The following is a 16,006-nucleotide window of genomic DNA, read 5'->3' as shown; positions in this document are numbered from 1 at the left end:
TGATGGGCGGACTCATGGGCATCATGATTACATCATGCCGCCCATTCCGCCCATGCCACCCATGCCGCCCATGTCAGGCATGCCGCCACCAGCGGACTCGTCCTTTGGTGTGTCGGCAACGGCGGCTTCCGTGGTGATCAGCAGGGAGGCAACCGAAGCGGCATCCTGCAGAGCGGTACGGACAACCTTGGCCGGGTCGATGACACCGAAGGCGAGCATGTCGCCATACTCTTCCGTCTGGGCATTGAAACCGAAGGTGAGGGATGCGTTTTCCATCACCTTGCCGACCACGATCGAGCCTTCGACGCCGGAATTTTCGGCGATCTGGCGGATCGGGGACTGCAGCGCGCGCGAGATGATCGCGATGCCCTGGGTCTGGTCAGGATTGTCGCCCTTCATGCCGGCCAGCTTCAGCGAAGCTTTCAGCAGCGCAACGCCGCCGCCTGGCACGATGCCTTCTTCAACGGCCGCACGGGTCGCATTGAGGGCGTCGTCGACGCGGTCTTTCTTTTCTTTCACTTCCATTTCGGTCGCGCCGCCGACCTTGATCACGGCCACACCGCCGGCCAGCTTGGCCAGACGTTCCTGCAGCTTTTCACGGTCGTAATCGGAGGTGGTTTCCTCGACCTGGCGACGGATCTGGGTGACCCGGGCCTCGATCGCAGCGGCTTCGCCGGCACCGTCGACGATGGTGGTATCGTCCTTGGTGATGCCAACGCGCTTGGCGGTGCCGAGCATGTCGAGAGTGACGGTCTCAAGCTTGATGCCGAGATCTTCGGAGATGACCTGGCCACCGGTCAGGATGGCGATGTCTTCCAGCATCGACTTGCGGCGATCGCCGAAGCCGGGTGCCTTGACGGCGGCGATCTTCAGGCCGCCACGCAGCTTGTTGACCACGAGGGTCGCCAGCGCTTCGCCTTCGACGTCTTCCGCGATGATCAGCAGCGGACGGCCCGACTGAACGACGGTTTCCAGGATCGGCAGCATCGGCTGAAGCGAGGTCAGCTTCTTCTCGTGCAGCAGGATGTAGGGCTCTTCGAGCTCGACCGTCATCTTCTCGGCATTGGTGATGAAGTAAGGCGACAGGTAACCGCGGTCGAACTGCATGCCTTCAACGACGTCGAGTTCGGTGTCGAGGGATTTGGCTTCTTCAACCGTGATGACGCCTTCATTGCCGACCTTTTCCATGGCCTTGGCAATCATTTCACCGATTTCCGATGCGCCATTGGCGGAGATGGTGCCAACCTGGGCGACTTCAGCGGTGCCCTTGATCGGGGTGGCGGAGGCCTTGATTTCGGCGACGACGAGGGCAACGGCCTTGTCGATGCCGCGCTTCAGGTCCATCGGGTTCATGCCGGCAGCCACCGACTTCATGCCTTCGCGGACGATGGACTGGGCCAGGACCGTGGCGGTCGTGGTGCCGTCGCCGGCTTCGTCATTGGTCTTCGAGGCGACTTCGCGCAGCATTTGTGCGCCCATGTTCTCGAATTTGTCGGTGAGCTGGATTTCCTTGGCGACCGAAACGCCGTCCTTCGTGGTGCGCGGGGCACCAAAGGATTTTTCAAGCACGACATTCCGGCCTTTCGGGCCGAGGGTCACCTTGACGGCGTTGGCAAGGATATCGACACCGCGCAGCATGCGCTCACGGGCGTCGGAACCGAAGAGTACGTCTTTAGCAGCCATGGGATTTTTTCCGTTTGCTAGAGTTTGTCAGAAGGGATCGCGGCGGCCGCTCAGGCGCCAACAATGCCCAGGATGTCGGATTCTTTCATGATGATCAGCTCGGCGCCGTCGAGGGTGACCTCGGTGCCGGACCATTTGCCGAACAGGATGCGATCGCCGGCCTTGACGTCGAGGGGACGGACCGAGCCGTCATCCTTGATGGCGCCGTTGCCGACGGCGACGATTTCGCCTTCCTGGGGCTTTTCCTTGGCGGTGTCGGGGATGATGATCCCGCCTTTGGTGGTGGATTGTTCTTCGAGGCGCTTCACAAGGACGCGGTCGTGCAGAGGACGAAAGCTCATCTTGGTGTATCTCCAACAAGAGGACAGAAATCAAAAAACAGCCTGGCGGAGAAGTTTGGCACTCACGACCGCCGACTGCTAACAGGGGGCAGATAAGCAGTCGCCATCACGGCGTCAAGGGCGCCGATGTGCACTGTGACGGGGAATCGTGCGGCGGTGTTTCCTGCCGGTCATTTTGCGTTCATCGCGTGATTGATATCGCTCGTACGCAATGCCTGTGATAATGAATGCCCTGACGGTCCACGCGACCGATGAGCTAAGAGGTCGAACCCATGAAAATCCGTACTGCCCTGATGACGAGCCTGGCTGCCTTGGCGATGACGGCCTGCACCACAACCGACCCCTATACCGGCGAAGTCCGTCCGAACTACACCGGACGTGGCGCGCTGATCGGCGCTGCCGCCGGCGCTGCGCTGGGCTATCTCACCAATACGTCCGATAGCCAGGAAGGCCGCACCAACGCCCTGATCGGCGCCGGTATCGGCGGTCTCGCCGGGGCCGGGATCGGCAATTACATGGATCGCCAGGAAACGGCGATGCGCGAAGCCATGTCCGACAGCGGCGTCGGCGTGCGCCGCCAGGGCAATGATCTGCTCCTGATCATGCCGGGCGATGTCACCTTCGACACCAACTCCTCCTCGATCAAGCCGGACTTCTACCGCATCCTCAATGATGCTGCCCAGGTCCTCAATCGCTATCCCGCCACCTATGTCGATGTCATCGGCCATGCCGATTCGACCGGCGCCGATGCCTATAACCAGACCCTGTCTGAGCAGCGGGCATCCTCGGTGGGCAGCTATTTGATCTCCCAGGGCGTGCTGCGTGACCGTTTCTACATCGCCGGCATGGGCGAGCGTTCGCCGATCGCCAGCAATGACACGGCCGATGGCCGCGCCCGCAACCGGCGCGTGGAAATCCTGATCCGGCCGCACACGACGTCCTGATCCGGGCAGGCCGTTGAAATGAAGAAGGCGGTCCATCAATGATGGGCCGCTTTTTCTTTGGGGAAAAGCGGGGCGCCGGGGCGGTTTACCTTCGTTAACCAAACGACAACCGGTAGGGGATCAGCCTAGCATCTCGCATTGCCACCGATTCGTTTTCGGCATTGCCGGTTCAACAAGGCTGCCCATGCCCCGCGCATCAGACATTCTCATTCTGCTCACCTATGTGATGGTCGCGGTGGTCGCCGCGGTCGGGTTCGAGTTCTTTGGCCTGATGTCGACGGCGACGGCCTGGATGATGGGCGCGATCGTGTTCATCGTCGCCGGCATGGCCCATTCCGCCGCCTCGCATGCGGCGGAACGCAAGGCGACGGAAGAGGAAATCCGCGGTCTCAAATCGGCCAATCTGGCCCTGGCCGAGGAATTCGAGGCGGCGCAGCGCCGGCTCGATGAGATCACCGATGAGCTGCGCTGCGAGGCCGTCGAGCGCGACAATGCCTTCGTGCATGAGGTCAAGGTGCTCGAGGATCTGGTACGCCGGGTCGGAGAGCCGCTTCCGGAGCGGTCGGGCCAGGCGGTCGAGTCGAGCAGCAAGGCGGTCAATATCGATATTGTCCGCGAGGCCCTGCAGGCCAATCGCGTCGATCTCTATCTGCAGCCCATCGTCACCCTGCCGCAGCGGCGGATCATGTTCTATGAGAGCTTCACCCGTTTGCGCGACGCCGCCGGTCGCCTGCTGGCGCCGGGTGTCTTCATCGAGGCCGCCGAACGCGCCGGGCTGATGACCGAGGTCGACAATCTGCTGCTGTTCCGCTGCGTCCAGATCCTGCGCCGGCTGACGCAGCAGGATCGCCGCGTCGGGATATTCTGCAATGTCTCGCCCCACTCGCTGGCCGATGAGAGCTTCTTCCCGTCCTTCCTCGACTTTATCCGCCAGAACAATGATCTCGCCGGTGCGCTGATTTTCGAAATCCCGCAGCGGGCCTTCATCGAACGCAATGCCATCGCGGCGCGCAACATGTCGCGCATGGTCGATTTCGGTTTCCGCTTCTCCATCGACCAGGTCACCGATGTCGATCTCGATCTGGGCGAGATGCAGCGGGCCGGTGTGCGCTTCGTCAAGATTGCCGGCCAGCGCCTGCTCGATGCAGTCAATAATCTCGAATCGATTGCCGGGCTGGAAGCGGGCTCCATCGCTCATGAAGACATGGCCGGCGTGTTCGCCCGCCACGGCATCGACCTGATTGTCGACAAGATCGAATCCGAATCGACCGTGGTCGAGGTGCTCGAGCTCGATGTCGCCTTCGGTCAGGGTCATCTGTTCGGCGAGCCGCGCCCGGTGCGTGACGAAGTGCTCGACGAAACGGGCAATGTCGTGCGCATGGCCAGCTAGCATCCAGCCAGCGGCGCAGGATTGACCTGGCGCGGCGGCGCTGCTTCAACCCGGTCATGATCCAGCCCGCAACCCTGTCCGAACTTCGTGACCGCTATGACGTCCTGTATTGCGATGTCTGGGGCGTGATCCGCGATGGCCGCCGGCTCTTGCCCGCCGCTATCGATGCGCTGATCCGCTTTCGCCAGTCTGGCGGATTTGTCTGTCTTGTCTCCAATTCGCCGCAACGCGCGCGCGGTCTGGCCGCCCACCTCGACCAGATGGGCATGCCCGGCGGCAGCGTCGATGCGATCGTCACCTCGGGCGATGCGATTCATGAGGAGCTGGCCAAGCGCATGCCCGGCCGCGCCCTGCGGATCGGGCCGGATGATGATGATGCGCTCTATGAGGGCCTCGACATCCGCTTCACCGGCCTTGCCGAGGCGGATTTCATCAGCTGTACCGGGCCGGATGACTATTGGAACGGCAAGCCGGAAGACTATCGCAGCGTGCTGGAGGCGGCGCTCGAACGTGATCTCGATCTGGTCTGTGCCAATCCCGACATTGTCGTGCAGTCCGGTGACCGGCTGGTGTATTGCGCCGGCGCCATCGCGCGGCTGTACACACAGATGGGCGGGCGAAGCATTGTCGCCGGCAAGCCGCACCGGCCGATCTACGAGCTGGCGCGGGCCAAGGTCGAAGCGGCAGGGCGGGTGTGCGATCCCGGGCGTGTGCTCGCGATCGGCGACGGACCGGAGACCGATATTGCCGGCGCCCTGCGTATCGGCGTCGACGCCCTGTTCATCGCCGACGGCATTCACGCCGCAGACCTGAACAGCGACAGCCTCGATTCCGAAACTGTCGCTGACATGTTGGGTGGCTATGGGGTGCAGGCGCGCTGGTGGGCGTCGGCACTCGCCTGGTCAGCCTAGTCGAACAGCGAGTCGATCGAGCCCTGGTCGAGATCATTGACCGGTGGCGCATCCATCGCGGCAAACATGGCGTCGATATCGTCCTGGCTGGTTTCAGGACCGCCCATGGCCGGGCCGTTGAGCAATTGCTCGCGGGCGCGTTTTTCCTCGGGCGTTTCTTCCTGTGGCGTCATGTCGGCATCGCGGACACCCATAACATCGGCGAAGCGGGCGACGCGATCTTCCACATGGCGCAGGCTGTTGACCACCTTGGAAACCCGCTGGCCGGCGAGATCCTGGAAGCTGCAGGCTTCGATGATGGTCATCATCTGCGCTTCGACATTCGCCCGGTAGGCGGCGAAATCGTCAGTGTCATCGCACAGGACATCCTCGGCCGCCGACATGATCGTTTCGGTGGCCTTCTCGGTATCCCCTACCACGGCTTCCAGTTCGGCGCCGGCGGTGGGAATGCGCTGGGTCTTGATATCATTGGGGCGCAGGGCGGCAATTTCGTCCCGTGTCCGTGAGATATACTCTGCGATATAATTGAATTCCTGGCAGATCGACTGGTCGAGGGAGCTGAAGAACAGCTTCATCGTATCCGTCAGCTGGTGGGCCAGCTTCAGGACTTCCATGATCTGCGCACCTTGCAGATCGCCGGCCTTCAGGGAGGCGAGCGATGTGCGGACTTGCGCGGCGACATTGGCGGCGGGCATGGGGCCCTCCTTGCTCAGCAGGTTCAAACGGGGTGTCATTCAGGCCAGAGCCTAGAAATCACCCAGAACAGCAGACATCTTGGACTTCAAGGTGCCGGCATTGAACGGCTTCACGATATAGTTGTTCACGCCGGCTCGTTTCGCCGCGACAACGTTCTCGGTCTTGGACTCTGCGGTCACCATGATGAAGGGCGTGGCTTTCATGCCCTCATCAGCGCGAACCTTCTGCAGCAGCTCGTAGCCGGTCATCGGTTCCATGTTCCAGTCGGAAATGACCAGCCCATACTTGTTTTCCTGCATCTTCGCGAATGCTTCCTGCCCGTCAGAGGCATCATCGACATTCTCGAAGCCAATCTGCTTGAGCAGGTTGCGTATGATTCTGATCATGGTTTTGTAGTCGTCCACAACCAGGATCGACATTGTCATATCGACAGCCATGCTAAGTCTCCATCCACTCGGCGTGTTACCTGAGACAGCTTGTTCCGCTGTCTTCATCTAGGACCCTAGACAACTGCGGATAAAAATCGGTTAAAGCGGGCGAAGAGACGGAGAGAGTCATGGCGGAAATCGAAGCAATTGCCTTGGAAGACATGCGAATCGGCCAATCTGCGGAAGCAGTGCGAGTCGTTGTCGAGGAGGATCTGGACCAGTTTGCCAAGGTGTCAGGCGACTATAATCCGGTGCATATGGACGAGGCCTATGCCCGCACGACGCCGTTCCGCGGCCGCATCGTGCACGGGGCGCTGGTGGCCTCCCACATCTCCGGTGTGCTCGGCAACCAGCTGCCCGGACCGGGCGCGATCTTCCTGGCGCTGAACATGCGCTTCTTCCAGCCGGTGCGCATCGGCGATGAAGTGCTGACGCGGGTCACGGTGAAGGAAATCGACATCAAGGCGCGCCGCCTGGTCATGGATTGTGTCTGCACGGTCGAGGGCAAGGTGGCGATGCAGGCCGAGGCGGAAGTCATGGTCCGCAAACGGCGCCGGAAGCCGGCTGAGTAATCATTGATGCAGACGCTTCACGGATATGACGGGATTGATGCGGGGCATCGCGGTGCGGTGATCGCGCTGGGCAATTTCGACGGCGTGCATCTGGGCCATCGCGCCGTGCTCGATGTGGCGCGCAAGCTGGCGGATACTGCCGGAGCCAAGCTCGGCGTTGCCCTGTTCGAACCCCATCCGCGGCGCTATTTCGCGCCCGATGCGCGGGCTTTTCGCCTGATGAGCCCGGCGCGTCGCGATGCCCTGCTGGCGGCGCTCGGCGTGGCGCAACTGCATGTGCTCGAATTTGACGCCGTGATGGCGCAGATGACGCCCGAGGCCTTCGTACAGCGTGTGCTGGCCGACGGTCTCGGGATCAGCGGCATCGTCACCGGTGCCGATTTCCGCTTCGGTGCCGGCCGTGCCGGATCGACGGTCGAGCTGGCGCAATTGTGCGCGGCACGCAATATCCGCTCGGACTTTGCCGAGCTGGAGGGCAATGGCTCCGACAAGGTCTCCTCGACCCGGATCCGCCAGGCCATTCATGACGGCAATATGCAGGCCGCGGCCGAACTGCTTGGCGTGCGCTGGACGGTGGACGGCATTGTCGTGCACGGCAATCAGCGTGGCCGCACCATCGGCTTTCCGACCGCCAATATCGATCTGGGCGATTATGTCCGCCCCGCCTATGGCGTTTACGCGGTGATGGTCGGGATTGATGGCGAGGCGGCGACGCGTCCGGCCGTGGCCAATATCGGCAAGCGCCCCACCGTTGATGGCACCACAGAACTGCTCGAGGTGCACCTGCTCGACTTTGACGGCGATCTCTATGGCTGTGAGCTGGCGGTTGAGTTCCATGACCATTTGCGCCCCGAACGGCGCTTTGACGGTCTCGACGCCCTCAAGGCGCAGATCGCGCTGGATGCGGCCAGTGCCCGCGACGTGCTGACGCGCGTGGCTGGACCGGCCTGACGCGCTCGGATATACGCGGGAGCATGGTTTGTTCCCGATTGATGATATGCGATGCGGAGCCGTCTCCGGCATCCCTTGCCCGGCGAATTAGCGGCCCGGGCCGCCGGGTTTGATCCCGTGCGGTTCCGGGAGACTGCCTCTCCTTCAGAACCCTCAACGATACTGACCGCAAGGACCTGATCCGATGACGGATAAGCCCGCCGATACCGCCAGCGAAACCGCCGAAAACCGCGATTATCGCCAGACCCTGTTTCTGCCCAAGACCGATTTCCCGATGCGCGCCGGCCTGCCGAAGCAGGAACCGCTCTGGCTCGAGCGCTGGGAAAAGCTGGACATCTACCGCCGCCTGCGCGAGCAGGGCGAGAAGCGGACCCGCTTCGTGCTGCATGATGGCCCGCCCTATGCCAATGGCCACATCCATATCGGCACCGGCATGAACAAGATTCTGAAGGATTTCGTCGTGCGTTCGCGCCAGATGGCCGGCTTCGACGCGCCCTATCGCCCGGGCTGGGATTGCCATGGCCTGCCGATCGAATGGAAGGTCGAGCAGTTCTACCGCTCCAAGGGCCGCAACAAGAATGATGTTCCGACCAAGGAATTCCGCGCCGAATGCCGCTCCTATGCGGCCGGCTGGATCGATATCCAGCGCGAGGAATTCAAGCGTCTCGGCGGTGTCGGGAACTGGGATGATCCCTACACGACCATGGCCTATGAATCCGAATCGGCGATCGTGCGCGAATTCCTCAGCTTCGTGAAACAGGGCCTGGTCTATTGCGGCTCGGCACCGGTGATGTGGTCGCCGGTCGAGCAGACTGCGCTGGCTGAAGCGGAAGTCGAATATCACGACAAGGTCTCGACCACGATCCATGTCCGCTTCCCGCTGCGCGGCCTGCGCAAGGACGGCTCCGCGATCCCGTCGCCCTGTATCGGTGCGCATGTGGTGATCTGGACCACGACGCCGTGGACGATCCCGGCCAATCGCGCCATCTGCTACTCGCCCGACATCACCTATGGCCTCTACGAGGTCACGGCAGTGGGCGAGAGCGAGTTCAAGCCCTGGGCGATGCCTGGCGACCGGCTGATCATCGCCGACAATCTGTGGGAAGAGACCGCCGCGGCAGCCAAGATCACCCGCGCTGACCGGATCATGAGCGTCGATCCGGAAGGCTTGGTCTGTGCCCACCCGCTCACCGATGCCGACAAATACTGGAGCTATGGCGTACCATTGCTGGCCGGCGATCACGTCACCGACGAGACCGGGACCGGCTTTGTCCACACCGCGCCGGGCCATGGTGCGGAAGACTATGTCGCCTGGATGGCGCATCCCGAATGGCATGACCGCAATATGGCCGTGCCACAGACCGTCGGCGAGGACGGGGCCTTCTACGACAATATCCCGCTGTTTGGCGGTCTGCACATCATCCGTGTCGACGGCAAGAAGCAGGGCCAGGACGGTCCGGCCAACAAGGCGGTGATCGATGCCCTCATCGCCCATGGCCGATTGCTGGCACGCGGACGCCTCGAGCACTCCTATCCGCATTCCTGGCGCTCCAAGGCGCCGGTCATCTTCCGCAATACGCCGCAATGGTTCGTCGCCATCGACCGGCCGATGCAGGATGGCCGCTCCCTGCGCGAGGCCGCGCTCAAGGCGATCGGCGACACCGCGTGGACGCCGAAAGTGGCGGAAAACCGCATCCGGGCCATGGTCGAGGGCCGGCCGGACTGGCTGGTCTCGCGCCAGCGCGCCTGGGGCGTGCCGCTGACCCTGTTCGTCGAGGCCGGCACCAAGCGCGTGCTCAATGATCCCAAGGTGCATGCCCGCATCATCAAGGCGGTCGAAGAGGACGGGGCCGATGCCTGGTTCGAGCGTCCGGCCTCGGAATTCCTCGGTGATGAATACAATGCCGATGAGTGGGAAAAGGTCACCGATATTCTTGATGTCTGGTTTGACAGCGGTTGCACCCATGCCTTCGCGCTCGAGCCGCGCCCGGACCTGAAATGGCCGGCCGATCTCTATCTGGAGGGCTCCGACCAGCACCGCGGCTGGTTCCAGTCCTCCCTGCTCGAAAGCTGCGGCACGCGTGGCCGTGCGCCCTATGACGCCGTGCTGACCCATGGTTTCGTGATGGCGGGCGATGGCCGCAAGATGTCCAAATCGCTGGGCAATGTCGTCGCGCCGGAAGATGTCGCCAAGAAATACGGCGTCGAGATCCTGCGTCTGTGGGCCGCCGGCCAGGACTATACCGACGATCTGCGCATCTCCGACGAGATCCTCCAGACCAGCGTCGATGCCTATCGCAAGCTGCGCAATACGATGCGCTATGTCCTGGGCGCCCTCGACGGTTTCGAGGATTCGGAGACCGTGGCGCACCACCAGATGCCATCGCTGGAACGCTGGGTGCTGCACCGCCTGCACGAGCTCGACGGTATCGTGCGCGAGGGCTATGCGGCCTGTGACTTCAAGAAGGTCTATTCGGCGCTGTTCAATTTCTGCGTCGTCGACCTGTCGGCCTTCTATCTCGATGTCCGCAAGGACGCGCTGTATTGTGATCGTCCCGACGCGCTGCGCCGGCGTGCGGCGCGCACGGTGATGCATGAGGTCATCGACCGGTTGACTGCCTGGCTGGCGCCCATCATGCCCTTCACCATGGAAGAGGTCTGGCTCGGCCTGCACCCGTCCGACACCGACAGTGTCCACCTGCGCACTTTCCCGTCGACCCCGGCCGACTGGCATGATGGCAGCCGCGCCGAGCGCTGGCAGACCATTCGCCGCCTGCGCCGGGTCGTGAACGGGGCGCTGGAAGTGGAACGCCGTGAAAAGCGTATCGGCTCCAGCCTCGAGGCCGCACCGCAGGTCTATGTCGCCGATCCGGCCTACCGGGCGGCGCTGGCGCAGGAAGCCGATGGCGATATCGAGGACTATCTGGCCGAGATCGCGATCACCAGCCAGGCCAGCCTGCATGACGAGCCGGCTCCGGACGGGGCCTTCCGGCTCGATGATGTCGCCGATATCGCGGTCATTCCCGGCCGGGCCGTGGGCCGCAAGTGCGCACGCTCGTGGAAATATTCTACCGAGGTCGGCAGCGACAGCCGCTATCCCGATCTCACCCCGCGCGACGCCGAAGCGGTCGCCCACTGGGACGCGATGAATGCTTGAGCCGCTGCGCGCGATCCGGATGACGGCCGAGGCCCGCCTGGGCCTGATCCTTGCCGGGTCCGTGCTGGTGCTGGACCAGTTGAGCAAATGGTGGGTGCTTGACTGGCTCGCCTTTTCGCCGCCGGGCTGTCTGGAGTTCCAGCGCGCCGATGCGGTGGCTCGCGCCAGCATGGTCAATAATTGCGGCCATATCGAAGTCTCGCCGTTTTTCGATCTGACCATGGTCTGGAACAAGGGCGTCAGCTTCGGCCTGCTCGGCGCCGATGGCCCGCTCGGCCGTTTTCTGTTGGTCGGGTTTTCGGTCGCGGTGGCCCTGGCCCTGGTCGCCGGCCTGCTGTCGCTGGGACCGTTCAAGGTCACCCGGCGCTGGCAGGCGATCGCTTTCGGCCTGATTATCGGCGGTGCCCTGGGCAATGCCATTGACCGGGCGCTGTACGGCGCGGTCGCCGACTTCCTGAATTTTTCCGGCCTGATGTTCCCCTGGGTGTTCAATATCGCCGATGTCGGGATCAATCTCGGCGTCGCCGCCATTATCCTGGATGTGTTTATTCTCGACCGCGATAAGCGTGAGACGAAGATGTAATGGTCTGAGGGCTGGAGATCGACGAGACTCTTCGCTACATATGATCTGAAGAATGACTGGAGCTAGTCGACATGCGTTTGCCATCCGTACTCATCGCCGCTGCTGCGGCCAGTTTCGCCCTGACGGGGTGTGCCGCAGTCGAGCGGGGTTTCGGTGGCGGCAAGGTCACGCCGGACGAATTCCGCACGGTTACCATCGCGCCACTGAGCGTGCCGCCTGAGTTCAATCTGCGTCCGCCGGAGCCCGGTGCACCGCGCCCCGAGGAAATCTATCCCGACCAGATGGCCCGTGCGGCCCTGCTCGGTGCCCAGGGTCAGTTCCAGGGTAGCGATGCGGAAGCCCTGCTCGTCGCCCACGCCGGTGGCGGTGCCGCCGATCCGTTCATCCGCTCGATCATTGATGGCGAAACCGCCGGTGTCGTGCACAAGACCCGCAGCTTCGCCGACCAGGTTCTGTTCTGGCGCAATGGCGAATATGTCCCGCCCGTCGATGCGACGCCGCTCGATTCCGAGGCCGAGGCCCTGCGTCAGGAGCAGATTCTCAACTCGACCGGTGGCGGCAATGTCGAGATCGAACGTGATCGCCGGCTATTGCCAAAACTGCCGGGCCTTTGATCGCGATCCCGTCGCGGACTTGACCGACTCAGGGCCAGCCGAAAGGTTGGCCCTATGTCTTTGACCATGACCCAGCCCATTATCCGCCGCCTGCCCGCGCAGACCGTCAATCGCATCGCCGCCGGCGAGGTGGTCGAACGGCCGGCATCCGTGGTCAAGGAACTGGTGGAGAACGCGCTCGATGCCGGCGCCACCCGGATCGATATCGTCGCCGACAGTGGCGGACTGACGCGCCTGCTGATCGAGGATAATGGCAAGGGCATGAGCGCGGCGGAGCTGGCGCTGTGCATCGAGCGCCACGCGACCTCCAAACTGCCCCTGGACGATGACGGCCAGGACGATCTGCTCAACATCGCAACCATGGGCTTTCGCGGCGAGGCGCTGCCGTCGATCGGCTCGATCGCGCGCTTGTCGATCATCAGCCAGGCGCGCGGCATGGGCGATGCCTGGTCGGTCAGCGTCGAGGGCGGACAGGCCAGCGAGGTTGCCCCCGTCGCGCCATTGGGGCGCCCGGGCACGCGGATCGAGGTGCGCGACCTGTTCTATGCGACGCCGGCGCGGCTGAAGTTTCTCAAAAGCGAACGTGCGGAAAACCTCGGCATTTCCGATGTCGTCAAACGACTGGCGATGTCGCGGCCCGATGTCGGTTTCTTCCTGGTGCAGGACGGACGCAAGCGCCTGTCGATTGCCGCCGAGCGCGGTGATGATACCGAAGCCCGCAAGGCGCGGATGACGGCGGTGATCGGCGCGGATTTTGGCGCCAATGCGCTGGAGGTTGACCAGGTGCGCGAAGGCGTGCGTGTGACCGGTTTTGCCAGCCTGCCGACCTATTCCCGCGGCAATGCGATGCACCAGTATCTGTTCGTCAATGGCCGGCCCGTGCGCGACAAGCTGCTCGGCGGTGCCGTGCGCGGTGCCTATCAGGACTTCCTTGCCCGTGACCGCCATCCGGTCGTCGCCCTCAATGTCGAACTCCCCACCAGCCAGGTCGACGTCAATGTCCACCCGGCCAAGGCCGAGGTGCGGTTTCGTGATGCCGGCCTGGTGCGCGGACTGATCGTCGGGGCGCTGCGACATGCGCTTGCCGGCGCCGGCCACCGGGCCTCCACTACCGTTGCCGGCCATGCCCTTGGTGCGGTGCGCCCGGAAGGCTATCGGCCGCTGCAGGGCGTCCAGTATCAGGCAGCTCAGCATTCCCCGCTCTGGGGCCGCATGCCCGAACCGCATCAGCCGGGCGTGTTCGAGCCGGGCATGTCGGCGCGGATCGAACGTGATGACAGCCCGGACTATGCGCCGGACCAGCCGCAGGCCCCGGCGCCGGACTGGCCGCTGGGCATTGCGCGCGCGCAATTGCACGAGACCTATGTCATCGCCCAGACGGCCGACGGCATCGTTATTGTCGACCAGCACGCGGCGCATGAACGTCTGGTCTATGAGCGCATGAAAGCGATGATCGCCGAGACCGGTGTGCAGCGCCAGCGCCTGCTGGTGCCGGAAATCGTCGATCTGGAAGAGGCCGAGGCCCAGCGCCTGCTCGACCGCAGCCATGAACTGGCCGAGCTGGGACTGGTGATCGAGAGCTTTGGCGCCGGTTCGATCGCCGTACGTGAGACCCCGGCCTTGCTCAAGAAGTTGAATGTCCAGGGCCTGATCCGTGATCTCGCCGATGATCTGGCTGAATACGACCAGGCCCTGTCCCTGAAGGAAAAACTCGAGGATGTTGTGGGCACCATGGCCTGCCATGGCTCGGTGCGCGCCGGGCGCCGCCTCAATGGCGAGGAGATGAATGCCCTGCTGCGCGAGATGGAGGCTACGCCCCATTCCGGCCAGTGCAATCATGGCCGCCCGACCTATGTCGAGCTGAAACTGGCGGATATCGAGCGCCTGTTCGGACGGCGCTAGGCTGAGGCCTGCCGGTCGGTTGCCTTGTCGAAGCTGAGGTCGAGAGAGTGGGCCAGCTCGCCGATGAGCTCATTGGCAATGTCGACATCAATCCGTTCGCCGGCATCCTTGCCCTGCCGGTAATTCCAGAAATCGCAGGCATGCGAAATCTCGCCGATTGCCCGCCCGATTTCGGAGAAGGACTGGCTGGCACCTCGCAGGAAGGTCTGGAAGGGCAGCGGGTCATTCTGGTCGATCAGCGACTGGAAGACGGTGTCATAATTGACGAGGTGGACTTTGACCGAGGCGAAATTCTCGTCCAGACGCTGGAGTATCCGCCGCACCAGCCCATAGATGAAGACCTTGTCTTCCTGGCTGGCCCGATGAAGGCGCATGCTGGCCATGCGGGTCGCGACCGCCGGGAAACCCTGCAACAGGCGCGCATAACACCACTTGTAATACAGCACGCCCTTCCAGCCCTTCAGCGAGCGTTCGAAATCATCGATGCCGAAACGCAGGGCGTGGCGCAGGGGCGCCAGCGCCGGGTTGGCGGGATCCTCCATCATCAGATGGGTGAGCCGGTCGGCGGTGAGATCGATATCGAGACCGACCGCGCCGCCGGCCCGATCGACCAGGGCGCGCATGTCCCGGCGCAGGAAGGAGCGCACGGCGCGGATATCCTGTGATGAGATGTCGAAATAACAATCGGCGACCTGCCGGCCGAGGCCTTGTGTCACATCGCGCAGCAGATAGGGATCCAGCGAGGGCAGCCGGGCAATCTCCCGCAACAATTCCAGATCGCGGCTGATGGATTCGTTCGGCGTGTTCGGCCCCACGGCCTCGCGGAATGCCGCGTCCAGATTGGCCTGTTCGACGAAGAGGGCATAGCCGCCCAGCTTGAGGTCCGACTTGCTGAACGGGAAAACGATCTTTGTCGCGGTGGCGCGATGCGTGTGGACATAGGGCCGGTCCTGCGCCCGCAAGGCGTGCTTGAGCAGGATGGCGTCATTCAGGCGCCGGCAACTGAACAAGGGCTCGGCGGCGTGCGCCTGGTTTGCCGCATTGAGGCGCGCAATCTCGTGCAGGTTCAGCACGCGTGCCGATGCAGCGGTCCTGGCCAGTCGATTCAGGCTTCTAAGTTGATGCGTGCCTGTCATGTCCGCCCCGGTCGCGTGTGCATCCTGCTGCACGCTCTCTGCGGGAGAATTGCGGAAAAACTCGAACTTACGGTTAATTCCCGTGTCCATGATGCGCGACCAGGCGGGGAGGCGTGGCAGCGGGTTGCGGCTCAGTTGTCGCGTTCGAGGAACATCACCTTGGCGGCGCCGTATTCGCGTTCATTGGCGCAGATCCAGCCGGGGGTCACCGGTTTCTCCTCGATCCCGACTTCCAGCATGGCGACGGCGTCTTCGGCGACCCATTTCCCGGTCAGCAATTTGCCCAGTGCCTTTTCGCCGAGCCCGCTGCCATAGGGCGGGTCGAGGAAGACCAGATCGAAGGGCTCGGCCATTGCGGCCGGCTTCGAGCCCATCGCGGTGGCGTCCTTTCGGTGCAGGCCGGTCTGGGAGAAGAGCTTGAACGTCTGGATATTGTCGTGGATCGCGGTGCGGGCCCCGGCTTCATTGTCGACGAACAGGCAATAGGCGGCGCCGCGCGACAGGGCTTCCAGCCCAAGGGCGCCGGAACCGGCAAACAGGTCCAGCACCCGGCTGCCGACCAGGGGTGGCGCCCATTCGGCATGTTCGAGCACATTGAAGATCGCTTCACGGGCCCGGTCCGAGGTCGGGCGTGTGGTGCGGCCCTTCGGGGCGACCAGGGTGCGGCCCTTGTATAATCCACCGACAATTCTCATGGC

General features: G+C 63.3%; 15 protein-coding genes. 9 read left to right on the top strand and 6 right to left on the bottom strand.

Going from position 1 to position 16,006, the window contains the following annotated elements; all coding sequences use genetic code 11:
* Positions 1 to 27 precede the first annotated feature (27 nt).
* Together groL and groES are read right to left on the bottom strand one after the other, a co-directional pair.
* Complete coding sequence (groL, locus tag ACN0YL_RS03040) at positions 28 to 1,683, bottom strand: chaperonin GroEL (RefSeq protein ID WP_417496982.1); 1,656 nt, start codon at positions 1,681 to 1,683, stop codon at positions 28 to 30.
* Between the two features lie 50 nt (positions 1,684 to 1,733).
* Positions 1,734 to 2,024 (bottom strand): co-chaperone GroES, encoded by a 291-nt coding sequence (gene groES / locus ACN0YL_RS03035; protein ID WP_417470899.1) that lies wholly within the window; start codon positions 2,022 to 2,024, stop codon positions 1,734 to 1,736.
* 272 nt (positions 2,025 to 2,296) lie between these two features.
* Between groES and ACN0YL_RS03030 the strand changes: the two genes are divergently transcribed.
* The 3 genes from ACN0YL_RS03030 to ACN0YL_RS03020 all read left to right on the top strand — a co-directional run bounded on the left by ACN0YL_RS03030 (position 2,297) and on the right by ACN0YL_RS03020 (position 5,269).
* Positions 2,297 to 2,968: an OmpA family protein gene (locus ACN0YL_RS03030; protein WP_417496981.1), complete on the top strand. Its 672-nt coding sequence runs from the start codon at positions 2,297 to 2,299 to the stop codon at positions 2,966 to 2,968.
* Between the two features lie 184 nt (positions 2,969 to 3,152).
* Positions 3,153 to 4,358, top strand: coding sequence for an EAL domain-containing protein (locus ACN0YL_RS03025; protein ID WP_417496980.1), 1,206 nt, complete (start codon positions 3,153 to 3,155; stop codon positions 4,356 to 4,358).
* A gap of 56 nt (positions 4,359 to 4,414) precedes the next feature.
* Complete coding sequence (locus tag ACN0YL_RS03020) at positions 4,415 to 5,269, top strand: TIGR01459 family HAD-type hydrolase (protein WP_417496979.1); 855 nt, start codon at positions 4,415 to 4,417, stop codon at positions 5,267 to 5,269.
* On the opposite strand, the gene ACN0YL_RS03015 is transcribed toward ACN0YL_RS03020, so the two are convergent.
* The gene (locus ACN0YL_RS03015; RefSeq protein ID WP_417470892.1) at positions 5,266 to 5,964 is read right to left on the bottom strand and encodes a protein phosphatase CheZ; all 699 of its coding nucleotides are present in this window, start codon (positions 5,962 to 5,964) and stop codon (positions 5,266 to 5,268) included. The two genes, ACN0YL_RS03020 and ACN0YL_RS03015, sit on opposite strands and share 4 nt — an antisense overlap.
* 51 nt (positions 5,965 to 6,015) lie before the next feature.
* Entirely contained in the window at positions 6,016 to 6,402 is a 387-nt protein-coding gene (locus ACN0YL_RS03010) for a response regulator (RefSeq protein WP_417470890.1), read from the bottom strand.
* Positions 6,403 to 6,521: 119 nt separating this feature from the next.
* On the opposite strand from ACN0YL_RS03010, the gene ACN0YL_RS03005 reads away from it, so the two are divergent.
* The 6 genes from ACN0YL_RS03005 to mutL all read left to right on the top strand — a co-directional run bounded on the left by ACN0YL_RS03005 (position 6,522) and on the right by mutL (position 14,172).
* Positions 6,522 to 6,965: a MaoC family dehydratase gene (locus tag ACN0YL_RS03005; protein ID WP_417492506.1), complete on the top strand. Its 444-nt coding sequence runs from the start codon at positions 6,522 to 6,524 to the stop codon at positions 6,963 to 6,965.
* A 6-nt stretch (positions 6,966 to 6,971) separates the two neighbouring features.
* Entirely contained in the window at positions 6,972 to 7,916 is a 945-nt protein-coding gene (locus ACN0YL_RS03000) for a bifunctional riboflavin kinase/FAD synthetase (RefSeq protein WP_417496978.1), read from the top strand.
* A 184-nt stretch (positions 7,917 to 8,100) separates the two neighbouring features.
* Positions 8,101 to 11,073, top strand: coding sequence for an isoleucine--tRNA ligase (gene ileS, locus ACN0YL_RS02995; RefSeq protein WP_417496977.1), 2,973 nt, complete (start codon positions 8,101 to 8,103; stop codon positions 11,071 to 11,073).
* Positions 11,066 to 11,656 carry a signal peptidase II gene (lspA, locus tag ACN0YL_RS02990; protein ID WP_417496976.1) on the top strand — a complete coding sequence of 197 codons (591 nt, stop codon included), beginning with the start codon at positions 11,066 to 11,068 and terminating at the stop codon, positions 11,654 to 11,656. The genes ileS and lspA overlap by 8 nt, the downstream gene beginning before the upstream one ends.
* Before the next feature lie 71 nt (positions 11,657 to 11,727).
* Positions 11,728 to 12,270: a DUF3035 domain-containing protein gene (locus ACN0YL_RS02985; protein WP_417470880.1), complete on the top strand. Its 543-nt coding sequence runs from the start codon at positions 11,728 to 11,730 to the stop codon at positions 12,268 to 12,270.
* 54 nt (positions 12,271 to 12,324) lie between these two features.
* Positions 12,325 to 14,172 carry a DNA mismatch repair endonuclease MutL gene (mutL, locus tag ACN0YL_RS02980; protein WP_417496975.1) on the top strand — a complete coding sequence of 616 codons (1,848 nt, stop codon included), beginning with the start codon at positions 12,325 to 12,327 and terminating at the stop codon, positions 14,170 to 14,172.
* Here the strand turns inward: mutL and ACN0YL_RS02975 are convergent.
* Positions 14,169 to 15,245, bottom strand: coding sequence for a hypothetical protein (locus tag ACN0YL_RS02975; protein ID WP_417496974.1), 1,077 nt, complete (start codon positions 15,243 to 15,245; stop codon positions 14,169 to 14,171). The two genes, mutL and ACN0YL_RS02975, sit on opposite strands and share 4 nt — an antisense overlap.
* Before the next feature lie 194 nt (positions 15,246 to 15,439).
* Complete coding sequence (gene rsmD, locus ACN0YL_RS02970) at positions 15,440 to 16,003, bottom strand: 16S rRNA (guanine(966)-N(2))-methyltransferase RsmD (protein WP_417496973.1); 564 nt, start codon at positions 16,001 to 16,003, stop codon at positions 15,440 to 15,442.
* Positions 16,004 to 16,006: the final 3 nt, after the last annotated feature.

The sequence above is a fragment of the Maricaulis sp. genome (assembly GCF_048269565.1).
Classification (GTDB): Bacteria; Pseudomonadota; Alphaproteobacteria; order Caulobacterales; family Maricaulaceae; genus Maricaulis.
This window is presented reverse-complemented; position numbering and strand designations above follow the sequence as displayed.

Excerpts from the sequence above, each read along its gene's own strand:
- groL (WP_417496982.1), bottom strand. The coding sequence starts at position 1,683 with ATGGCTGCTAAAGACGTACTCTTCGGTTCCGACGCCCGTGAGCGCATG.
- groES (WP_417470899.1), bottom strand. The coding sequence starts at position 2,024 with ATGAGCTTTCGTCCTCTGCACGACCGCGTCCTTGTGAAGCGCCTCGAA.
- ACN0YL_RS03030 (WP_417496981.1), top strand. The coding sequence starts at position 2,297 with ATGAAAATCCGTACTGCCCTGATGACGAGCCTGGCTGCCTTGGCGATG.
- ACN0YL_RS03025 (WP_417496980.1), top strand. The coding sequence starts at position 3,153 with ATGCCCCGCGCATCAGACATTCTCATTCTGCTCACCTATGTGATGGTC.
- ACN0YL_RS03020 (WP_417496979.1), top strand. The coding sequence starts at position 4,415 with ATGATCCAGCCCGCAACCCTGTCCGAACTTCGTGACCGCTATGACGTC.
- ACN0YL_RS03015 (WP_417470892.1), bottom strand. The coding sequence starts at position 5,964 with ATGCCCGCCGCCAATGTCGCCGCGCAAGTCCGCACATCGCTCGCCTCC.
- ACN0YL_RS03010 (WP_417470890.1), bottom strand. The coding sequence starts at position 6,402 with ATGGCTGTCGATATGACAATGTCGATCCTGGTTGTGGACGACTACAAA.
- ACN0YL_RS03005 (WP_417492506.1), top strand. The coding sequence starts at position 6,522 with ATGGCGGAAATCGAAGCAATTGCCTTGGAAGACATGCGAATCGGCCAA.
- ACN0YL_RS03000 (WP_417496978.1), top strand. The coding sequence starts at position 6,972 with ATGCAGACGCTTCACGGATATGACGGGATTGATGCGGGGCATCGCGGT.
- ileS (WP_417496977.1), top strand. The coding sequence starts at position 8,101 with ATGACGGATAAGCCCGCCGATACCGCCAGCGAAACCGCCGAAAACCGC.
- lspA (WP_417496976.1), top strand. The coding sequence starts at position 11,066 with ATGCTTGAGCCGCTGCGCGCGATCCGGATGACGGCCGAGGCCCGCCTG.
- ACN0YL_RS02985 (WP_417470880.1), top strand. The coding sequence starts at position 11,728 with ATGCGTTTGCCATCCGTACTCATCGCCGCTGCTGCGGCCAGTTTCGCC.
- mutL (WP_417496975.1), top strand. The coding sequence starts at position 12,325 with ATGTCTTTGACCATGACCCAGCCCATTATCCGCCGCCTGCCCGCGCAG.
- rsmD (WP_417496973.1), bottom strand. The coding sequence starts at position 16,003 with ATGAGAATTGTCGGTGGATTATACAAGGGCCGCACCCTGGTCGCCCCG.